The 20,008-nt window shown below is 73.0% G+C and carries 18 protein-coding genes; 8 read left to right on the top strand and 10 right to left on the bottom strand.

Annotated elements, in window-relative coordinates; translation table 11 throughout:
* Positions 1-69: 69 nt before the first annotated feature.
* The 7 genes from M3148_RS13055 (at position 70) to M3148_RS13025 (ending at position 6,308) form a co-directional block, all read left to right on the top strand.
* Entirely contained in the window at positions 70-1,005 is a 936-nt protein-coding gene (locus M3148_RS13055; protein ID WP_251305141.1) for a carbohydrate ABC transporter permease, read from the top strand.
* The gene (locus M3148_RS13050; RefSeq protein WP_440136954.1) at positions 1,002-1,931 is read left to right on the top strand and encodes a carbohydrate ABC transporter permease; all 930 of its coding nucleotides are present in this window, start codon (positions 1,002-1,004) and stop codon (positions 1,929-1,931) included. The genes M3148_RS13055 and M3148_RS13050 overlap by 4 nt, the downstream gene beginning before the upstream one ends.
* Before the next feature lie 43 nt (positions 1,932-1,974).
* Complete coding sequence (locus M3148_RS13045; protein ID WP_251305140.1) at positions 1,975-3,300, top strand: ABC transporter substrate-binding protein; 1,326 nt, start codon at positions 1,975-1,977, stop codon at positions 3,298-3,300.
* A gap of 200 nt (positions 3,301-3,500) precedes the next feature.
* Complete coding sequence (locus M3148_RS18905) at positions 3,501-3,656, top strand: TOBE domain-containing protein (protein ID WP_440136953.1); 156 nt, start codon at positions 3,501-3,503, stop codon at positions 3,654-3,656.
* A complete protein-coding gene (gene modA, locus M3148_RS13035; protein WP_251305139.1) occupies positions 3,653-4,417 on the top strand; it encodes a molybdate ABC transporter substrate-binding protein in 765 nt (254 codons plus the stop codon). The genes M3148_RS18905 and modA overlap by 4 nt, the downstream gene beginning before the upstream one ends.
* Positions 4,414-5,244, top strand: a complete 831-nt coding sequence (locus M3148_RS13030; protein ID WP_251305138.1) for an ABC transporter permease — start codon at positions 4,414-4,416, stop codon at positions 5,242-5,244. The genes modA and M3148_RS13030 overlap by 4 nt, the downstream gene beginning before the upstream one ends.
* Positions 5,241-6,308, top strand: a complete 1,068-nt coding sequence (locus tag M3148_RS13025; RefSeq protein ID WP_251305137.1) for a sulfate/molybdate ABC transporter ATP-binding protein — start codon at positions 5,241-5,243, stop codon at positions 6,306-6,308. The genes M3148_RS13030 and M3148_RS13025 overlap by 4 nt, the downstream gene beginning before the upstream one ends.
* A 129-nt stretch (positions 6,309-6,437) precedes the next feature.
* Here the strand turns inward: M3148_RS13025 and M3148_RS13020 are convergent, their stop codons facing one another.
* From M3148_RS13020 to M3148_RS12980, 8 genes are all read right to left on the bottom strand, one after another.
* Entirely contained in the window at positions 6,438-7,292 is an 855-nt protein-coding gene (locus M3148_RS13020; RefSeq protein WP_251305136.1) for an endonuclease domain-containing protein, read from the bottom strand.
* 255 nt (positions 7,293-7,547) lie between these two features.
* Complete coding sequence (locus M3148_RS13015; protein ID WP_251305135.1) at positions 7,548-8,972, bottom strand: sensor histidine kinase; 1,425 nt, start codon at positions 8,970-8,972, stop codon at positions 7,548-7,550.
* Entirely contained in the window at positions 8,969-9,682 is a 714-nt protein-coding gene (locus tag M3148_RS13010; protein WP_251305134.1) for a response regulator transcription factor, read from the bottom strand. The genes M3148_RS13015 and M3148_RS13010 overlap by 4 nt, the downstream gene beginning before the upstream one ends.
* 18 nt (positions 9,683-9,700) lie before the next feature.
* A complete protein-coding gene (locus M3148_RS13005) occupies positions 9,701-11,218 on the bottom strand; it encodes an amidohydrolase (RefSeq protein ID WP_251305133.1) in 1,518 nt (505 codons plus the stop codon).
* A 2-nt stretch (positions 11,219-11,220) separates the two neighbouring features.
* Positions 11,221-11,787 (bottom strand): NYN domain-containing protein, encoded by a 567-nt coding sequence (locus tag M3148_RS13000; protein WP_251305132.1) that lies wholly within the window; start codon positions 11,785-11,787, stop codon positions 11,221-11,223.
* Positions 11,788-11,910: 123 nt separating this feature from the next.
* On the bottom strand, positions 11,911-12,648 hold the full coding sequence (locus tag M3148_RS12995; RefSeq protein WP_251305131.1) for a PspA/IM30 family protein: 738 nt from the start codon (positions 12,646-12,648) through the stop codon (positions 11,911-11,913).
* Between the two features lie 66 nt (positions 12,649-12,714).
* On the bottom strand, positions 12,715-14,733 hold the full coding sequence (locus tag M3148_RS18000) for a TPM domain-containing protein (RefSeq protein WP_308203250.1): 2,019 nt from the start codon (positions 14,731-14,733) through the stop codon (positions 12,715-12,717).
* 40 nt (positions 14,734-14,773) lie between these two features.
* Positions 14,774-15,676 carry an NUDIX hydrolase gene (locus tag M3148_RS12980; RefSeq protein ID WP_251305130.1) on the bottom strand — a complete coding sequence of 301 codons (903 nt, stop codon included), beginning with the start codon at positions 15,674-15,676 and terminating at the stop codon, positions 14,774-14,776.
* Between the two features lie 106 nt (positions 15,677-15,782).
* Between M3148_RS12980 and M3148_RS12975 the strand changes: the two genes are divergently transcribed.
* Positions 15,783-16,760: a Gfo/Idh/MocA family protein gene (locus M3148_RS12975; RefSeq protein ID WP_251305129.1), complete on the top strand. Its 978-nt coding sequence runs from the start codon at positions 15,783-15,785 to the stop codon at positions 16,758-16,760.
* Between the two features lie 234 nt (positions 16,761-16,994).
* Here M3148_RS12975 and M3148_RS12970 read toward each other — a convergent pair whose 3' ends face one another.
* Positions 16,995-18,656 carry a DNA repair helicase XPB gene (locus tag M3148_RS12970; RefSeq protein ID WP_251305128.1) on the bottom strand — a complete coding sequence of 554 codons (1,662 nt, stop codon included), beginning with the start codon at positions 18,654-18,656 and terminating at the stop codon, positions 16,995-16,997.
* Between the two features lie 212 nt (positions 18,657-18,868).
* Positions 18,869-19,798, bottom strand: coding sequence for a type IV toxin-antitoxin system AbiEi family antitoxin domain-containing protein (locus M3148_RS12965; protein ID WP_251305127.1), 930 nt, complete (start codon positions 19,796-19,798; stop codon positions 18,869-18,871).
* Positions 19,799-20,008 lie beyond the last annotated feature (210 nt).

Below are 20,008 nucleotides of genomic sequence, written 5' to 3'. Positions count from 1 at the left end.
GGGGTGACCGGGCGCTACAGTGCGACGAGCAGCGCCCGATCTACGCGGACGGCGCAGATCGGACGTGAGATGCCCGCAGAACTGGACGAGCAGACCGAACGGGCCCGGGTACGCACCCGAGCCCGCCGCAAGCGGCTGTCGCGGAACTGGTCGCTGTTCCTGCTCTTCGCCGGGCCCAACATCCTGCTGATCCTCGCGTTCATCTACTACCCGCTGTTCAGCAACATCTACTACTCGACGCTCGACTGGCGGCTCGGCTCACCGCGCGCCACGCCGGTCGGGCTGGACAACTACGCCCGCTTCTTCACCTCGCCCTCGGGGCTCGAGGTCTGGCGGGTCACCGGTCTGTTCACCGCCGGGGCGGTCCTCGGGTCGATGGTCCTCGGGCTGCTCATCGCCCTCGTCCTCAACAAGAAGATCCCGGGCCGCACGGTGGCCCGGACCGCCGTCTTCGCGCCCTACGTGCTCTCGGGCGTGGGCGTGGCCATGGTGTGGAACTTCATCTTCGACCCGAGCATCGGCGCGCTGCGCCACATCCTGGGCTTCTTCGGGATCGCGTCCCCGGAGTGGTACCTCGACGAGGACTGGGCCCTGGTCATGGTCCTCATCGTCTACGTCTGGAAGAACCTCGGCTACTGCGCCGTCGTCTTCCTCGCGGGCCTGCAGTCGGTGCCCCAGGACCTCATGGAGGCGGCCACCCTCGACCGGGCGGGGCCGGTGCGGCGCTTCTTCTCCATCGTGCTGCCGCTGCTCACGCCCACGGTGTTCTTCCTGCTCGTCACCAACATCATCTTCTCGATGACCAACGCCTTCGACATTCTGCGGACGATGACGCCCACCGGGCACGGCACGAACACGATCATCTTCGAGATCTACCTCCAGTCCTTTGGCGCCTACCAGCGGGCTGGCTACGCCGCGGCCATCGCCGTCGTCCTCTTCTTCACCCTGTTCCTCATCACCGCGGTGCAGCTGCGCTATGTCGAGCGGAAGGTGCACTACCAGTGACCGATCGAACCGTGGTGAGCCCCGTGCCCGCGGCCGGCGGGACGGCCGCCCCGCACCCGCGCCGCCGTCGCACGTCCGACCTCGCCAAGGCCTTCGCCCCGCGCAACCTCACCGACACGATCCTCGCGGGCTACCTGCCGATCCTCATCGCGCTCGTCATCATCGTGCTGCCGCTGGTGTGGATGATCCTGTCGAGCTTCAAGCCCGCGGGCGAGATCGTCACCCTGAGCCCGGCGCTCCTGCCGCAGGACCCCACCCTGGACAACTACGGGGCAGTCGCCGCGCGGGTGCCGCTGCTCACGGTGCTGGGCAACAGCGTCGTCGTCACGGTCGTCGGGGCCGGCATCAAGGTGCTGCTCGCGGTGACGACGGCGTACGCCCTCGTGTTCATCCGGGTCCCCGGGGCGAACCTCATCTTCCTCGGGATCCTCGTGGCCCTCATGGTGCCGCCCGAGGTCTCGATGCTGCCGAACTACCTCACCGTCACGGCCCTCGGTGGCCGGAACACGCTGTGGGGCATCATCCTGCCCGGCCTGGGTACCGCGTTCGGCACCTTCCTGCTGCGCCAGCACTTCAAGGCCTTGCCGAAGGAGCTCTTCGAGGCCGCCGAGCTCGACGGCGCGGGCCACGGGCGCAAGCTCTTCCAGATCGCCGTCCCCGTGTCCGTGCCCGCGATCGCCACCGTCGCGCTCGTCACCATCGTCAACGAGTGGAACAACTTCCTGTGGCCGCTCATCATCATCGACTCCCCGGACAAGATGACCCTGCCGGTCGGCCTCAACCTGCTGCAGTCCATCGAGTCGCAGACCGGTAGCTACGGCATCCTCATGGCCGGTGCGGTCATGGTGACCGTCCCCGTCCTCGTCATCTTCGCCGCGCTGCAGCGCTACGTCGTCGCCGGCCTCACGCAGGGCGCCGTCAAGTGACGCCCTGCCCCTCGCCCACACCGATCTGAAGGAGAAACGCCCAATGCGCAAGCCACTTCGCCGCGTCACCCGCGGCGCCGCCGTCCTCGGCGTCGCCGCCCTGGCCCTGACCGCCTGCGGTCCCGACACGAGCGGCGGCGGCGACGCCACCGATGACCCGACAGGGACCGACCTCGAGGGCGTCGAGCCCGCCGACGAGATCACCTTCTGGACCAACCACCCCGGCGGCTCGGCCGACGTCGAGAACGAGCTCATCGCCGAGTTCACGGAGGAGACCGGCATCGCCGTCAACGTCGTGACCTCCGGGGCCAACTACGAGGAGACCTCCACCCGCTTCCAGACGGCGCAGGGCAGCGCCGAGGTCGACGTCGTCGTCCTGTCCGACGCCACCTGGTTCCCCAACTACCTCAACGACGCACTCACGCCGGTCGACGACCTCCTCGAGGCCGCCGAGGTCGACACGTCCGGGTACGTCGAGGCGCTCTACGAGGACTATCTCTACGAGGACAGTCACTACGGCGTGCCCTACGCCCGCTCGACCCCGCTCTTCTACTACAACGTCGACCACTACGAGGAGGCGGGCATCGAGGCCCCGCCGGAGACGTGGGACGAGGTCGCCGAGGTGTCCCGCCAGCTGATGGAGGCCGGGGTCGCCGACACCGCCTTCGCCTTCCCGCCGCAGGACCAGTACCCCGCGTGGTGGATGGCCAACATCGTCTGGGGCTACGGCGGCTCCTGGTCCGAGGAGTGGGACTTCTCCCCGGTCGCCTCCGCGGAGACGGTCGAGGCCCTGGAGTTCGCCCAGGGCGCGGTGGGGGACTGGGCCTCGGTCGCCTCTGGCGACCCGGCCGACAACTTCTCCTCCGGTGCGGCCAGCCAGATCGTCCAGTCCACCGGGTCGCTGGGAGGCATCCTCGAGACCGCGAGCTTCGAGGTCGGGACCGCGTTCCTGCCCGGCGGTCCGGCCGCCGAGGGGGAGACGCCGACAGGCGGCGCGGGCCTCATGATCGCCTCGGACAGCACGCCGGAGCGTCAGCTCGCCGCGGCGATGTTCATGGGCCACATGACGAGCCCGGAGTCCACCGCGAAGTTCTCCGCGGCGACCGGGTACGTCCCGGTGCACACGGAGGCCGACATGTCCGAGGTCTACGCGGAGCGGCCGCAGTTCGAGACGGCGGTCGAGCAGCTGAGCCGGGCCCGCGTCCAGGACTTCGCGCGCGTCTTCGTGCCCGGTGGTGACCTCCTGCTCTCCCAGACGCTCCAGCGGATCCTCACCTCCGACGTCGACGTGGCGGAGGAGATGGGCACGGTCCAGACCGAGCTCGAGAGCCTCTACGAGTCCGACCTCGCCAGCGAGGTGGAGGGCTGACCGTCCGTCGCTGGGTCGACGACGGACACCTCACCGCCGGCACCGACGACGCCGGGCGCAAGGTCCTCGACGGCGCCGAGCTCGCCCGCTACGCCCAGGAGCTTGCCGAGCGGCGCCAGCTGCAGGAGGTCGGTGGGGTCTCCAGCTCCGCCCGCAACCGTTTCACCGGACTGGTTACCAGGGTCCGGGCCGACGGCGTCATGGCCCAGGTCGACCTCCAGTGCGGACCCTTCCGAGTCGTCTCCCTCATGAGCGCCGAGGCCGTCGAGGAGCTCGGGCTCGAGCCCGGCTCCCTCGCCTCCGCCGTCGTCAAGGCGACGACCGTCATCGTGGAAGCACCCCGGGAGACCCGGTGACGCGCAGGCCGGGCCTCGCCGCCGCCGTCGTCGCGGCCCTGGGCCTGGCGGCCTGCGGCGGGGCGGACGCGGGGAGCGCCGCGGCGCCGGACGAGCGCCTCACCGTCCTCGCTGCGGCGTCCCTCCACGGCGTGTTCGAGGACCTCGCCGAGGTCTTCACCGAGCAGCACCCCGGGACGGAGGTGATCCTCTCCTTCGCGGGCTCCTCCGACCTCGTCGCACAGCTCGACGCCGGCGCCCCGGCCGACGTGCTCGCCACCGCGGACGAGACGACGATGGCGCGCGCCGTCGCGGCCGGGACCGTCGCCGGCGAGCCGCAGGTCTTCGCGCGCAACGTCCTCACGCTCGTCGTCCCGAGCGGGAACCCGGCCGGCGTGACCGGCCTGGACGAGAGCCTCGAGGACGCCGCCCTCGTCGTCTGTGCACCGCAGGTGCCGTGCGGCGCGGCGACCGCGGCGCTCGCCGACCTCCTCGGGGCCTCCCTCGCGCCGGTGAGCGAGGAGGGCAGCGTGACGGACGTCCTCGGCAAGGTGACGAGCGGGCAGGCGGACGCCGGGCTCGTCTACCGGACCGACGCGGCCGCCGCGGGGGACACCGTCGAGACGATCACCGTCCCCCGGGCGGAGGAGGTCGTCAACCGGTACCCGGTGGCCCTGACCGCCGGCGCCGCCGGCCCCGAGCTGGCCGGCGCGTGGGTCGAGCTGCTCGTCGGCCCGGAGGGCCGTGCGCTGCTCGGCGACGCCGGGTTCGGCGCGCCGTGACCGCCGTCCGGGACCGCCGCGGGGTGGCGCTGCCCGGCGACCACCTCGGTGGCTTGCCGCGCTGGGCAATCGTGCCCGCCGCCGTCGGCGTCCTGCTCATCGCCCTGCCGGTGCTCGGGATGCTGCTGCGCGTGCCGTGGGTGGAGCTGCCCACCCTCCTCGGTTCCGAGGCCTCGCTCGCTGCGCTCGCCCTCAGCCTGCGGACCTCGGCCGCCGCCACCGTCCTCGCCGTCGTGCTGGGCGTGCCCCTCGCCCTCGTGCTCGCCTGGGGCCGGCTGCCCGGCGCCCGGGTGGTACGCACGGTGGTCCTCCTCCCGCTGGTCCTGCCGCCCGTGGTCTCCGGGCTCGCCCTGCTCACGACCTTCGGCCGCCGTGGCCTCCTCGGGCAGCGGCTCGAGGTGCTCGGCATCGACATCGCCTTCTCGACGACGGCGGTGGTGCTCGCCCAGACCTTCGTCGCCCTGCCCTTCCTCGTCATCGCCGTCGAGGGCGCCGCGCGAACTGCCGGGCGTCGGCACGAGGTCGTGGCCGCCACTCTCGGCGCCCGCCCGACGACCGTGCTGCGCCGCGTGACGATTCCGCTGCTCATGCCCGCCCTCGGCTCGGGGACGGCACTGGCCTTCGCCCGCTGCCTCGGGGAGTTCGGCGCCACGCTCACCTTCGCCGGCTCCCTCCAGGGCGTCACCCGGACCCTCCCGCTGGAGATCTACCTCCAGCGGGAGACGGACCCCGACGCCGCGATCGCCCTGTCGCTCGTGCTCGTCGTCGTGGCGGCGGGCATCGTGCTGCTCACCCAGCGCCCCCGGCGCGGCGGGGCGGGCTCGTGAGCGCGTCGGCCCTCAGCGTCCGGGCGGCCGTCCCGGAGCGGGACGTGGAGGTCGAGCTGACCGTCCCGGCGGGCCGGGTCCTCGCGCTGCTCGGGCCCAACGGCGCGGGTAAGTCCACGGTGCTCGGGCTTGCGGCGGGCACCGTACGGCCCGGCAGCGGTGAGGTCCAGGTGGCCGGGCGGCGGGTGGCGGGGGAGGGGGCCTGGGTGCCGCCGCACGAGCGCCGGATCTCGCTCCTCGCCCAGGAGCCGCTCCTCCTGCCCCACCTCGACGTCCTCGCCAACGTCGCCTTCGGCCCCCGCGCCCGCGGGGTGGCACGCCGCGCGGCCGACGAGGTGGCGCGGACCCGGCTGGCGGAGGTGGGCGCGGAGGCGCTCGCCGAGCGGCGCGTCCACCGGCTGTCCGGCGGGCAGGCGCAGCGCGTGGCCCTCGCCCGTGCGCTCGCGCCGGACCCGCACCTCCTCCTGCTCGACGAGCCCCTCTCCGCCCTCGACGTCGACGCCGCGGCCCAGCTGCGCCAGGTCCTGCGCGCGGCGCTGCGTGGCTCCGGGCGGGCCGCCGTCGTCGTCACCCACGACCTCCTCGACGTCCTCGCCTTCGCCGACGACGTCATCGTGCTCGAGGGAGGCCGCGTCGTCGAGCAGGGGACCACGGCGGAGGTGCTCGGTCGGCCGCGGTCCGGCTTCGGTGCGCGGCTCGCGGGGGTCAACCTGCTCCTCGGCGAGCGGGTGGCGACGGCCGCCGTGCGGGCCGGTGACGACGTCGTCCACGGGCTCGCGAACGCGCAGCCGGCGACGACGGGTCGCGCCGCCGCTGCGTTCTCCCCGCGCGCGGTGGCGGTTCACCGGGCCGCCCCGGGCGGCAGTCCGCGCAACGTGCTGCCGGTAAGGGTGACGGGGCTGGAGCAGCAGGGAGCCCTCGTCCGGGTGCGCGGGGAGACGGCGTCGGGCTCCCGCCTCGCCGCGGACGTGACCCCGGCATCTCTCAGCGCCCTGCAGATCGGAGTGGGAGACGACGTCGTCCTCGTCGTCAAGGCCGCTGAGGTGGAGATCTACGACGCCTAGCCACTCAGTTCGCCAATCGCGCCACAAAGAGGCTCATCAGGCAGTGAGCGAGCGCGAGGCTTCGCGTGATGCCGGCGATCCACGGCCCGTCTGGCGGTGGTTGTGGCGCGATCCGCGCGCGGCCCGTCTCTAGCGTGCCGATTGCTTCCGCTCGAGCACGGCCCTGACGGCAGCGACGACCACCCCGGGATTGTTCATGATGTCCTCCCAGGTGAACCGCAGGGTGACGTAGCCCAGTGCGGCGAGAGCTCGGTCTCGCCGGCGATCCTCCCGGTACTCGTGCCGGCCCGAGTGGTAGCTGAACCCGTCACACTCGACGACCACCTTTCCGGCCACGACCAGATCGACCTCGCCGACGCCTGCGATCGGGACGCCGGCCTCGACGCTGTACCCCGCAGCACGGAGGGCAAGCCGCGCGAGCGTCTCGATCGCCGAACGGCTGCGGCCGTCACAGCGCTGGAGCGCCGTCTGTGCCCGGAGACTGCCGGGACCTTCGAGGATGCGGTCGATCTCGTCCACCGTGATCTGTCCGAGCTGCAGCGCGGAGTCGACCATGGTGACCGCCTCCTCCTCGGCGCGGCACCGGAGGACCCGGGCGAGGACCTCCGCCAGTGGTGCAACTGGTGGACCGAGGCCGGGCGGGCGGGTCCATCTCGATTCGCGGTGCACGACGACCTCACGACGCAGAGGCGTCGGACGAGCGCCTCGGACGCGCGGGACGGCCATGTGCACGCGCTCGGGAGCTCTGAGCTGCTGCAGCGTGTAGAAGGGGGCCGCGCTGACGCAGGTGATGGTGCCGTTGAACCGGCGGGCGGCCACGACGGCCGCATCGGCGTCCACGGCGGCGACCCAGCCACCTCCGAGGTCACGCAGAGCCTCGAGGGCGACTGCCTCTGCGAGCGCACGTCGGTCCGCCGCTGAACCGACCAGCTCCGAGCGGCGGGCGACGCCGCCCAGCTCGGCCAGCCTCTCGACCACATCCATGACGGAAGCGTGGACCGGAGCCCGATCGCGGGTCGGAAGACGAGCAATAACTGTGGGCAGCGCAGATGCAGGTCTCCGCTGTGGACCGGCTGGTACCCCGCCGCGCGGCCCGCGCCCGCGCCGGCGTCCGGATCCCGCCACAAGGAGCTTCCGACGCCGGCGGGGGGACGGCCAGCATCGGCGTGTCGTCGGCGTGTCGCGTCACTGCCGGCGCCGTTGTGGCGCGATCTGTCAGGGACCCGCCAGGACCGGCGGCTACCCGGCGGCCGGGAGTGTGATGCGGACCGTCGTGCCGCCCCCGGGGGTGGGGAGCACCCGCGCCGTGCCGCCGTGCGCGGCGATGAGGGCGGAGACGATCGCCAGCCCGAGTCCGGAGCCGCCGGAGGAGCGTGCCCTGGAGTCGTCGAGGCGGTAGAAGCGCTCGAAGACTCGCTCTGCGTGCTCGGGCGAGATGCCGGGCCCGTGATCACGGACCTCGACGACGACGTGTCGGCCCTCTCGTCCGGCCGCCACCTCGACGGGAGTGCGCGCCGGGGTGTGCCGTACGACGTTGCCGGTGAGGTTGGACAGCACCTGGCGCAGGGCGTTCTCGTCGCCGAGGACGACCATCGCGTCCGGGCTGGGAATGCCCTCCGCCAGCGGGACGAGCGCCGCGGTGCGCCCGGGGTCCAGAGCGCGGAGGTCCGCGACGGCGTCGTGGGCGAGGACGGCGAGGTCGACGGGCTCGCGGGCGAGGCGACGGCCCTCGTCGAGGCGGGCGAGCTGGAGGAGGTCGGTGACCAGGCCACCCATGCGGCTCGCCTCGCTCTCGATGCGGGCCATCGCCGCGGGCAGCTCAGCCCCGGGGATCGCGCCCATCCGGTAGAGCTCGCCGTAGCCGCGGACCGTGGCGAGCGGGGTGCGCAGCTCGTGGCTCGCGTCGGAGACGAAGCGGCGCATGCGGCTCTCCGAGGCCGCCTGGGCGGCGAAGGCCTGCTCGATCTGGGCGAGCATCGTGTTGAGCGAGTGCGACAGCCGCCCCACCTCGGTGTGCGGGTTCTTCTCCGGCACCCGCTGGGAGAGGTCGCCGGCGGCGATCGCGCCGGCCGTCTGCTCGATCTGCCGCAGCGGACGCAGGGCGCGCTCGACGGCGAACCAGCTGAGCGCCGCGCCGAGGAGGATGATGAGGACCCCGGAGACGACGATCGTCCGGGCGACCTGGTACGCGGTCTCGTCGGCACCCTCGAGCGGGAGGGCGACGGTGAGCGTCGTGCCGGTGGGGGCGTCCTGCACGCCGTAGGTGACGGCGCGCCACCGCTGGCCGGACACGTCGCTGCCCACGGTGTAGGCCTCACCGAGCGTCGACACTGTGTCGGGCAGCTCCGGCGTGCCGAAGCGCGATGGGGTCCACTTGGCGTAGATGTCGAACGGGGTGGTGCCGGGCAGACGGAGGCTGAGGAAGTAGTCGGACGGCATGACGGACCCCGCGTCCGGCTCGGCGCTCAGCCGCTCGAGGGTGTCGACGTTGACGTTCCGTGCCGCCGTCGCGATCTGCTCGTCGGTCCGCTCGAGCAGGTAGGCACGGAGGAGGGTGCCGGTGGCCGTCCCCGCCACGGTGAGGCCCAGGCCGAGCACGACGACGACGATGAGCACGAGCCGGTGGCGGATCGGGACCGCGCTCAGGCGCTCGTGCAGAGTCATCCGGTGGGCTCGCGGAGCATGTACCCGACCCCGCGGCGGGTGTGGATGAGCGGGACGGGCTTCTCGCCGTCGGTGCCGCGGCCGTCGATCTTGCGGCGCAGGTAGGAGATGTAGGACTCGACGATCGCGCCGTCGCCGCCCCAGTCGTACTCCCACACGTGGTCGAGGATCTGCGCCTTTGACAGCACGCGGCCGGCGTTGACCATGAGGTACCGCAGCAGCTTGAACTCGGTGGGGGACAGCTCGATGACACGCCCGGCACGACGGACCTCGTGGGCGTCCTCGTCGAGCTCGAGGTCGGCGTAGCGCAGCACGCCCTCGTCCGGCTCCTGCTGCTGGGTGCGGCGCAGGATCGCCCGGATGCGGGCGACGACCTCCTCGAGGCTGAAGGGCTTGGTCACGTAGTCGTCACCGCCCACGGTCAGGCCGGTAACCTTGTCGGACATGTCGTCGCGGGCCGTGAGGAAGAGGACCGGGGTGTGGTGGCCGCGCTCGCGCAGGCGGCGGGTGACGGTGAAGCCGTCCATGTCGGGCAGCATGACGTCGAGGACGATGAGGTCCGGCTCGGCCTCCACGGCCAGGTGGATCGCCTCGTTGCCGTCCGCGGCGGCGACGACCTCGAAGCCCGCGAAGCGCAGGGACGTCGTGAGGAGCTCACGGATGTTCGGCTCGTCGTCGACGACGAGCAGGCGTGCCTGGTCCCCGGTCATGAACCAAGTCTGCCGCTCCTACCTGGAACTTTCCTGAACACCCGCTGCATGGGTGACGCGGCCGGCGAGGATGGTGACGGCGACGGGGACGGTGCGCAGGTCGGTGCCGGGTGCGAGTGGGTCGGCGTCGAGGAGGACGAGGTCGCCGGGGTGGCAGGGGGCGACGGTGCCCCACCCGTCGGTGCTCGCGGCGAGCGCCTCGGCGGGCGTGAGGCACTGGGCGGGGGTCCACGGCGGGCGCTCATCGGCGGTGCGGGCGACGGCGGCGGCCATGGCGAGCCACGGGTCGAGCGGCGCGACGGGTGCGTCGGAGCCGAAGCGCAGCTCCGTGCCGGCGTCGAGCAGGTGCCGCAGCGGGAACGTCCGCTCCGCGCGGCCGGGCCACGCGGCCTCGACGAGGTCGCGGTCGTCGAGCAGGTGCGCCGGCTGCACGCTGGCCACCACCCCGAGCGACGCGAAGCGGGGCACGTCGGCCGCGGCGACCAGCTGGGCGTGCTCGACGGTCCCGCGGGCACCGGTCGCCTCGTAGGCGTCCAGGACGATCGTGACGGCGGCGTCCCCGATGGCGTGCACGGCCGTCGTCAACCCCGCCCCGGCGGCGCGGTGCATGAGCTCACGCAGCTCGGCCGGCGGGACCGTCTGCTCCCCGTGCCCCGCCCCGGCTCCGGCGTCGGCGCCGACGGCGGTGTAGGGCTCGTGGCAGAAGGCGGTGCGCGTGTTGAGCGCGCCGTCGGAGATGACCTTGACCGGCCCCATCGTGAGCAGGTTGCGTCCGCCAGGCAGCGGGTCGCCGGTGCGCAGACCGGCGGCGAGGACGTCGTCGAGGTCGTCGGCGTAGACGCCGGTGCGCACCCGCAGCGCGTCCAGACCCGCGGCCACCCGCTCGGGCCACCCGCGGTGGTTGGCCGCGAACTCCATGTCGACGACGCCGACCACCCCGCGGGCCGCCGCTGCGGCCATCGCCGCCCGCAGCCCGTCGTCGTCGGACTGCGGCAGCCGCCCGATCGCGGCGAGGACGTCGAACCACTCGTGCTCGCGGACGAGCCCGTCGCGGGGCGCGACCCGCAGCTGCCGCATCGCGGCGCTGCTCAGCCAGCCGCAGTGGACGTCTCCCGAGACGAGGACCACGGCGACGCCCGGTGCCGCCCGGTCCAGCGCCGTCGTCGTCGGCAGGTCGGGCCACAGCGCGTCACGGAAGCCGTAGCCCTCGACGAGCACGCCCGGGGCGGGCGGACGGGCGGCAACGGCCGCCCGCACCGTCGCCACCGCGTCGGCCGCGCTCCGCGCCGTCGTGAGGTCGATGCGGGTGAAGGACCGCGCCCACTGGCCGCTGTGGACGTGCTGGTCCCACAGCCCGGGGATCAGCCAGCGGCCGTCCGCGTCCAGCTCCTCGCCACCGGCCGCGAGCCCCGGCCCGACTTCGACGACGCGCCCGTCGGTCACCCGCACGTCGACGACGGCGCCGCCCGGGGAGGGGGCGCCGCGGCGGGAGGCGACCGGCACGAGCCGTGCCCGCCGTACGAGCAGGCTCGTCACGGTCAGAGGTAGCGGCTCGGGTCGAAGCTCGTGAGCGGGATGATCCGCACGCGGGGCAGCGGCGTCTGGAAGGCGCCGAGGTCGTCCTCGAGGTCGAAGATCCGCAGCCCGCGGGAGGTCAGCTCGGTGAGCTGGTGGTTGACGAACTCCCGGAAGCAGATGACGCCCACCTGGCGGCCGGCGTCGACGAGCTGCTCCACCTGGGGGAGGAAGTCGCCGTCGTGGCTGGCGAGGAGGACGTCGCCCTCGGGCAGGTCCGCGATCGCCTCGAGGGTGCGCTGGATGCCGATGTCGACGACCTTCTCCGAGGAGAGGCCGGACAGCGGGATCGGGTGGAAGCTCATCGCGAGCAGCGCCTGGACGAAGCTCATCGGCATCTGCCCGGAGCTCGCGTTGAGGAAGAACAGGCCCTTGGCCGGCTGGTCGAACGCGGCGTGGGCGAAGTCGAGGATGCGGTCCCAGCGGGGACGCTCCTCGGGGGCCGGCCGCCGGCCGAGGACGCTCATCCCCAGGGTGGCGTCGATGTTCTCACCGTCGATGAGCAGGTACGTGCGCGGCGCGTCGGGCATGGGGTCACCTTAGCGACGAGTGGACGACGACGGCGGCTGCCGGGCCGCGTCGTGTCCGGGGAGACCGTGCGGGGCCCGGGTCGGTCACCGACCCGAACCCCACACGGTGGGACGGCTGGTGGCTCAGGCCTCGATCTGGCCCGGCGTCTTGCCCTGCTTGAGGGCGGCGAGGCGCAGCTCGACCTCGCTCTTGGTGCCGTAGTCCTCGAGCTCGGCGAACTGCGACTCGAGGGAGCCGGCGTTGATCTCGGCGCGGCCGGCGACGCGGGCCTCCTCCTTGCGGACCTGCTCCTCGAAGCGGGAGATCTCCGTCGTGGGGTCCAGGACGTTGATGGAGGAGATCGCGCTCTGGACCTTGCCCTGGGCCTCGGCGGTCTTGGCGCGGGCGACGAGCTGGTCGCGCTTGGACTTCAGCTCCTCGAGCTTGGTGCGCATCTGGGTGAGGCCGGTCTTGAGCTTGTCGACCACCTCGTTCTGCGAGGCGATCATCGGCTCGGCGTCACGGGCCTCCTGCTCGGCGGCGATCTGCTTGGTGATGGCGATCTTCGCGAGGTCGTCGAAGCGCTGCGCCTCGGCGGCGTTGCCCGCTCCGCGCATCTCGTCGGCCTTGTTCGACGCGGCGAGGGCCTTGTTGCCCCAGTCGCGGGCCTCCTCGAGGTCCGCGGAGTGGTCCTGCTCGGCGAGGCGCAGGTTGCCGATCGTCACCGCCACCGCCTCCTCGGCCTCCACGATCGAGTTCGTGAAGTCGCGCACGAGCTGGTCGAGCATCTTCTGCGGGTCCTCCGCGCGGTCGATGAGCGCGTTGAGGTTCGCCCGCGTCAGCTGGGCGATACGCCCCAGAATGCTCTGCTTCTCGGTCATGGTGCTGCCCTTCGTCGTGTGGTCCAGATGGATTCTTGCAAAAGTGCCCGAGTTGGGCGCGGGTTCTCAGAAGCGTCCGCCGCCCCCGCCGAAGCCGCCTCCGCCTCCGCCGAAGCCGCCTCCGCCCCCGCCGAAACCGCCGCCTCCGCCGAAGCCGCCGCCGCCCCAGCCGCTGTGGCGGTTGCCGCCGCCGAGGAGGATGCCGCCGAGGATGAGAGAACCGACGTCGACGCCGCCGCGCTGGCCGCCGTAGCCGCCTCCGAATCCGCCACCGAAGCCGCCGAAGGAGTTGATGTCCCGCTCGGCGAGCTGCTGGGCGGCCGCGATGCGCTGCTCGGCCTGCTGCACGAGCAGGAGGGCGCGCTCGGGGTCGCTGCCGGCGAGGGCGGCGGCCTGCTCGGCGAGCCGGGTGGCCTCCGACAGCCGGGTGCGGGCCTCGCTGCCGACGGCGCCGCGGCGGGTGCGGATGAAGTCGGAGACCGCGCCGATGCGGGCGTTGAGGGCGTCGAGCCGGTGCGTGAGCTGGGTGCGGGCGCGCTCGCGGCGCTCGTCGAGCTGGCGGGAGGGCGCGAGTGCGGCGTCGAGGGCGTCCTCGGCGGCGCTGAGCCGCTCGAGGGCGGCGAGCGGGTCCCCGCCCTGGCGGGCGCGGGTTCCCTGCTCGATCGCGGCGCGCGCCTCCGCGACGCGGGGCGCGACGACGGCGTCGTCCGGCGCGAGGCGCGCGGCGTCCCGGATGTCGGAGCCGATGGAGGCGAGGGCGGCATCGAGCCGCTGCCCCGCCTGGGCGAGGTCGTCCCCGGCGCGGTCCACGGCGTCGAGAAGGGTCGCGGCCTGGCCGATCGCCTCCTGCGCGGTGTAGGCAGCGGCGACGGCCGCCGCCCGGTCATCGGCCTCGACGTGCCGCCGTCCTTCGGCGATGGCTTCCCGCGCCCCCGCGAGGAGGCCGGTCGCGTGCTGCGGGTTCTGGGAGATCGAGGTGAGGGCGGAGGCGGGGTAGCGAGCGGCGAGCCCGTCGAGGACGACACGTGCGGTGGGCAGCCGGCCCTCGACCTCCCCGGCGCGGATCTCCATCTCCCCGAGCACCTGCGGCGCCCGGGACTGCATGTCGCGCAGCTCGGCGAAGTGGGAGGCCTGCTCGTGGAGAGTGGTGGCGACGTCGTCGCACAGGGTGAGGATCTCGGCCATCATCGTGCGGGCCTGGGGCTCCGTCTCGGGCTGGTCGTCGTCCAGGAGCTGGCGCACCTGGAAGGCCCGGGCGGCCTTCGCCCTCGCCTCGGCGAGAGCATTGCTGAAGCGGTCGGTGGCCTGCAGCCCGAACTGGGCGCGCGCGAAGCCGAGCTCCTCCTCCGAGGACCGGATGGCGTCGTCGACGGCGACGAGCGCGGAGCCGGCCCGCTTGCTGAGCTCCTCGGTGGGTAGCCGCAGCGGGTGGTCGGCGGGCAGCTCCTGGCCGCGAGGCCCGCGCGGGGCCGCGCCCTGCCTGCCCCGCCCGCGCACCCAGGAGAAGAGCGAGATGGCCGCGATGACGAGCAGGCCGATGACGAAGATGGTCCCGAAGCCGATCCCGCCGCTGCTGCTGCTCCCCGCTCCGGGCGCCCCCGCGCCGCTGCCGTCCCACTCGCGCAGGCCCTCGGCGGCGGCGACGGCCGCCTGGCCCCAGTTGTCCTGCCGCAGCTCCGGCTCGACGTGCTGGGTGCTGACGGCCTGCAGACCCTGCTCGGAGATCGTCGTGGTGTCCCCGCACAGGCAGTAGTTGCGGTCCTCGACGGCGACGGCGAGGAGGACGTCGTCGGTGCCGAGGTCGGAGGTGCTGATCGTCTCCCGTGCCCAGGCCTCGCGATCCATGCCGTCGAAGGTGTCGACGTAGACGACGAAGAGGTCGACGTCGCGCTCCTCCTGGAGCTCGCTGACCGCGTCCTCGATGTCCGAGGCCTGCCCGCCGTCGAGCACGCCGGCCTCGTCGGTGACCTGGTCCTGGAGGTAGAGCGGCGGCTCCGCGGCCGCCGGCCCGGCGAGGAGCCCGAGCAGGACGAGGAGGGGGGCGACGAGGACGGCGCGCAGGCGCCGCGGGGAGGTCTGGCTCACCCTGCGATCTTCGCCTCCCCGTCGGTGCAGCGCAATGCGCCTACCGGGGCCGGGCGATGGGCAGCTTGGTCCCCACAGCCTCGCGCTCGTCGAGGACGGCGCGCCGGAAGCGGACGAGCTTGGCCGGACGGCCACCGGTGGACGTGTCTAGCTCGCCCGTCTCCTCGACGAGCTCCTGCTGCTCGACGAGCCGCCGGAAGTTCTGCTTGTGGAGCGGCTGCCCGGCCACCGCCTCGACCGTCGTCTGCAGCCGACCGAGGGTGAAGCTCTCGGGGAGCATCTCGAAGACGACCGGCCGGTACTGGATCTTGGCCCGCAGGCGGCTGATGCCGGTCGCGAGGATCCGGCGGTGATCACGCTGCATCGGCAGACCGGGGGCGCCGGCGCCCCCCGACTCGGGGACGAGGTGCGCCTCGTAGAGGAGCTCGTAGCGCTGGAGGGCCAGCTCGGGCAGCCACGGATGGTCCTCGAGCCCGAAGGTCACCGCGGTGCGCAGACGGCGCCGCTGGGCCAGGTCGTCGTCCGCCGTCGTCGTGGCCCACCGCTCCAGGGCGGGGGCGAGGACCGCCTCGACCACGCCGTCGCCGGCCCGCTGGTCCTCCCAGGGGAAGTACTCGAGCCAGCTGCGCCAGCCCGGCGTCACCGCGGAGACGGTGGTGAGGCCGAGGTAGGAGATCTCCAGGACGGGACTGGGTCCGCGGCTGCGGTCGGCGTAGGTGTAGAGCTGCTCGACGTAGCCGAGCTCGTAGCCGGTCTGGCGGGTGACCCAGGAGCGCATGCCGGCCTGCATGGACCCGCCGCCGGGCTGGAGCGGGCCCGAGGGCAGGAGCCGGCCGTCGGCCGTGGTGAGGACGAGCGGGACGTCGTTCTGCACCGCGGTGATGACGGCGACGAGCTCGGCGCTCACGCGCTCCTCGTCCACCTGGCCTCCCGTCGTCGTCATGTCGGGCCCCATCATGCCCGGTTGCGGGACGACGACGGCGGTCGGGCGGGCCCGTCGGTGCGTCGCGCTAGCCTGGCCGCAGCCCGTGACAAGGAGGAGGAGCTCGATGGTGGACGTGGTGCGGTGGGGCGTGCTCGGTGCGGCGCGGATCGCGGAGAAGGCCGTGATCCCGGCCATCCGGCGAGCCGGTGCCGGTGATGTCGTGGCGGTGAGCTCGGCCAGCGGCCGCGCGCAGGACTACGCGCAGCGGCTCGACATCGCCCGGCACTACGCGAGCCACGAGGAGCTCCTCGCCGACCCCCAGGTCAACGCCGTCTACGTGCCGCTGCCCAACACCGAGCACGCGCGGTGGACCATCGCCGCCGTCGAGGCCGGCAAGCACGTGCTGTGCGAGAAGCCGATCGTCCAGGGTGTGGCCGAGCTCGACGCCGTCGAGGCGGCGGCCCGGCAGGCCGGCGTCCAGGTCGCCGAGGCCTTCATGTACCGCTACCACCCCCAGCTGCAGCGGGTGCGCGAGATGCTTGACGGCGGGGAGATCGGCGAGCTCGTCACCGTCGAGTCCTCCTTCCACTTCGTCCAGGCGCGCACCGAGCCGCTCGACATCCGGCTGCGCCGCGACCTGGGCGGCGGCGCCCACAACGACATCGGCTGCTACCCGGTGGACCTGCTCGGCTGGCTCACCGGTGCCGAGCCGGACGACCTCGGCGTGGTCGCGCAGGTCGAGGAGCCGGGCGGCGCGGCCACCCGGGTCTCGGTCGCGGCGCGGTACGGGACGGTGACGGCGAACCTCCACTGCTCCTTCGACGCGGCCTTCCGCGCTGAGGCACGCCTCATCGGCAGCGCGGGCACGATCCACCTGCCGGACGTGTTCCGGGCGGACCAGCGGGAGGGGCGGGCGCGGATCGTCGTCGAGCGCGACGGTGAGGAGACCGCCGTCGTCGAGGTCGAGGGGGACCAGTACGGCACGGAGGTCGCGCGCTTCGCCGAGCGCGTGCGCACCGGCACGCCGGACCCCGAGGACGCCGCGCTCACCCGCCGCACCGCGGCGACCCTCGAGCGCATCACCCAGCTCGCCTACGCCTGACCGGCCCGCTCCGCCGACAGCCGGATTCCTCGGGTACCGGGGGCCTCACCCCCGCCGACAGCCGGATTCCTCCGGTACCGGGGGCCTCACCTCACCCCCGCCGACAGCCGGATTCCTCCGGTACCGGGTTCCTCACCCCCGCCGACAGCCGGATTCCTCGGGTACCGGGGGCCTCACCTCACCCCCGCCGACAGCCGGATTCCTCGGGCAGCCGGCCGGCCGTCTGGCGAGGGATCAGCCGTCGGCGGGCAGAGCCCGGTCGCTGAGGTCTTCGGCGTCGACGATTCGGTAGGAGTAGCCCTGCTCGGCGAGGAAACGCTGCCGGTGGGCGGCGAACTCCTGGTCGACGGTGTCGCGGGTGACGACCGTGTAGAAGTGCGCGGTCTTGCCGTCGGCCTTGGGCCGCAGCAGCCGGCCGAGCCGCTGCGCCTCCTCCTGCCGGGAGCCGAAAGACCCGGACACCTGCACCGCGACCGAGGCCTCGGGCAGGTCGATGGAGAAGTTCGCGACCTTCGACACCACGAGTACCGGCAGCTCACCGGCGCGGAACTGCCCGAAGAGCTGCTCGCGCTGGGTCACGCTCGTCGCGCCGGTGATGACGGGGGCGTCCAGCCGCGCGGAGAGGTCCTCGAGCTGGTCGAGGTACTGCCCGATGACGAGGACCTGTTCCCCGGGGTGCCGGCGCACGACGTCCTCCACGACGCGCTCCTTGCCACCGGCCGTCGCGGCGAGCCGGTACCGGTCCTCCGCCTCGGCGGTCGCGTAGACCATCCGCTCGCCGTCCGGGAGGGTCAGGCGCACCTCGGTGCACTCGGCGGGCGCGATGTAGCCCTGCGCCTCGATGTCCTTCCACGGCGCGTCGTAGCGCTTGGGGCCGATGAGCGAGAAGACCTCGTCCTCCCGGCCGTCCTCGCGCACGAGCGTGGCGGTGAGCCCGAGCCGGCGGCGCGCCTGCAGGTCCGCCGTCATCCGGAAGATCGGCGCCGGAAGCAGGTGGACCTCGTCGTAGAGGATGAGGCCCCAGTCGCGGGCGTCGAGCAGCTCGAGGTGCGGGTAGAGGCCCTTTCGCTTCGTCGTCAGCACCTGGTAGGTCGCGATCGTCACCGGTCGCACCTCCTTGCGCGCCCCGGAGTACTCACCGATCTCGTCCTCGGTGAGGGTCGTGCGGCGCAGCAGCTCGTCGCGCCACTGGCGGGCCGAGACGGTGTTGGTGACGAGGATGAGCGTCGTCGTCGCAGAGCGGGCCATCGCCCCCGCGCCGACGAGGGTCTTGCCCGCCCCGCAGGGGAGGACGACGACGCCGGAGCCGCCGTGCCAGAACGTGTCGACGGCCTCCTCCTGGTAGGGCCGCAACGCCCAGCCGTCCTGCTCGAGGGCGATCGGGTGCGCCTCGCCGTCGACGTACCCGGCGAGGTCCTCCGCCGGCCAGCCGAGCTTGACGAGCACCTGCTTGACCTGGCCGCGCTCGCTCGCGTGGACGACGACGGTGCTCGGGTCGAGCCGCTCACCCACGAGGCCGGCCATCTTCCTCGACCGCAGCACCTCCTCGAGCACGGCGTTGTCCGTGCTTTCCAGGACCAGCCCGTGGGCCGGGTGGGCGACCAGACGCAGGCGCCCGTAGCGGTCCATCGTCTCGGCGACGTCGACGAGCAGGGAGTGCGGGACGGGGTAGCGCGAGAAGTCGATGAGCGCGCTCACCACCTGCTCGGCGTCGTGTCCTGCGGCGCGCGCGTTCCACAGCCCCAGAGGCGTGAGCCGGTAGGTGTGGATGTGCTCCGGGGCGCGCTCGAGCTCCGCGAAGGGGGCGATCGCGCGGCGGGCGTCCCGGGCGCGCGGGTGGTCGACCTCGAGGAGGAGGGTCTTGTCGGACTGGACGATGAGCGGGCCATCAGGCATCCGACCATTGTCACCCCACGGGCGGGCGAGCTCCCAGTGACGTCCCCCTCGCCTTCCCTGCCCGGCTCTCGACCAGCGCCTTGCCTTCTCCTCGTGCGCCGAGAGCCGGATTCCTCCACAGCGGGTGCCGCGCTCTCGGCCCGCGTTCCATCGTGCGTCGAGAGCCGGATTCCTCCGCAGCCTGTCCGGCTCGACCCCCATCGCTGGATCGGCTACTCGTGCTCCCAGCGCCTTCTCCGCACCTCCAGCGAGATGCCGAGAAGCTCCATGACCGCATGCTCGAGCAGCGGCTCGCGGCCCAGAATGTCTCGCGAGGTCGTGGCCAGTGCGGTCCACCGGAAGCGGTCGTGGATGTCGCGTCGACGCCTCTCGTCATGCCGCTCTTGGGCAACGGTCCGGAGATGGTGCTCCCTGCCGTCGTACTCGATACCGACCCGTTCCTTGAGGATCCCCATGTCGAGGCGGTAAACCTCCCGGCCGTGCTCATCGGTGAGGCTGATCTGGACCACCGGGCGAGGCAGCCCCGCCTCGATGAGGCGCAGCCGGCACCAGGACTCGGGAGGTGACTCGGCAGCGGGCTCACAGAGATCGATGACATCACGTGCGCGACGGATGAAGCGCCTTCCGTTCAGCCGCTCGGCAGCCGCCGCGAGCTCGTCGATCGTCGTCAACCCGGCATGGGTGAGGGCGTCGACAGACCCCAGGCCGATGAAGCGCGGCCGGTAGCGGGCGAGGTCCATTCCCGTGCGGGTCGGCGTGGTGACAGGGAGCCCACTCACCATGGCGATGTCCTCCGGCGGGAGGTCGCTGATGAAGGCGTTGATCCCCGGGCGGTCCGGGCGCACGGCGCCGAGGGGAACCAGACACTCGAGAAGCGGTGGCGCCCGCCACCGTTCAGGCGGTCGCACGTCCAGTCCGAGGATCCAGGCCGCCGACTCACGTGCCACTGCGGCGCCTCGCGGCAGCACGAGAGCGGTGGCCGCGATGCGTGCGTCGAGGTTGTCAGCCAGGTCCACCGGAATGTAGACGCCCTGATGAGGACGGATGAGTTCACCGGCGCGGCAGAGCTCGGTGAGTGCATAGGTGTCGAGGCCGTGCCGGGCGGCTCCGCGGAGCGTGAAGGGTTCGGTGATGAGCTTCATGGTCCGACGATGCGGGCGCCGATGCCGGTGAGAGCGGCCCGTGCCGGGACACAGGGGACAGCGCTCGCGCCGGCGAGACGTGTGGAGCACCGGCGCGGAGGAATCCGGCTGTCGGCGGGAGAGGGGGACCGGTGCGCCGGAGGAATCCGGCTGTCGGCGGGAGGGGGGCCGGTGTGCCGGAGAATCCGGCTGTCGGCGGGAGGTGGGGGC

It is taken from the genome of Georgenia satyanarayanai (genome assembly GCF_023715365.1).
GTDB classification, from domain to species: domain Bacteria; phylum Actinomycetota; class Actinomycetes; order Actinomycetales; family Actinomycetaceae; genus Oceanitalea; species Oceanitalea satyanarayanai_B.
This window is presented reverse-complemented; position numbering and strand designations above follow the sequence as displayed.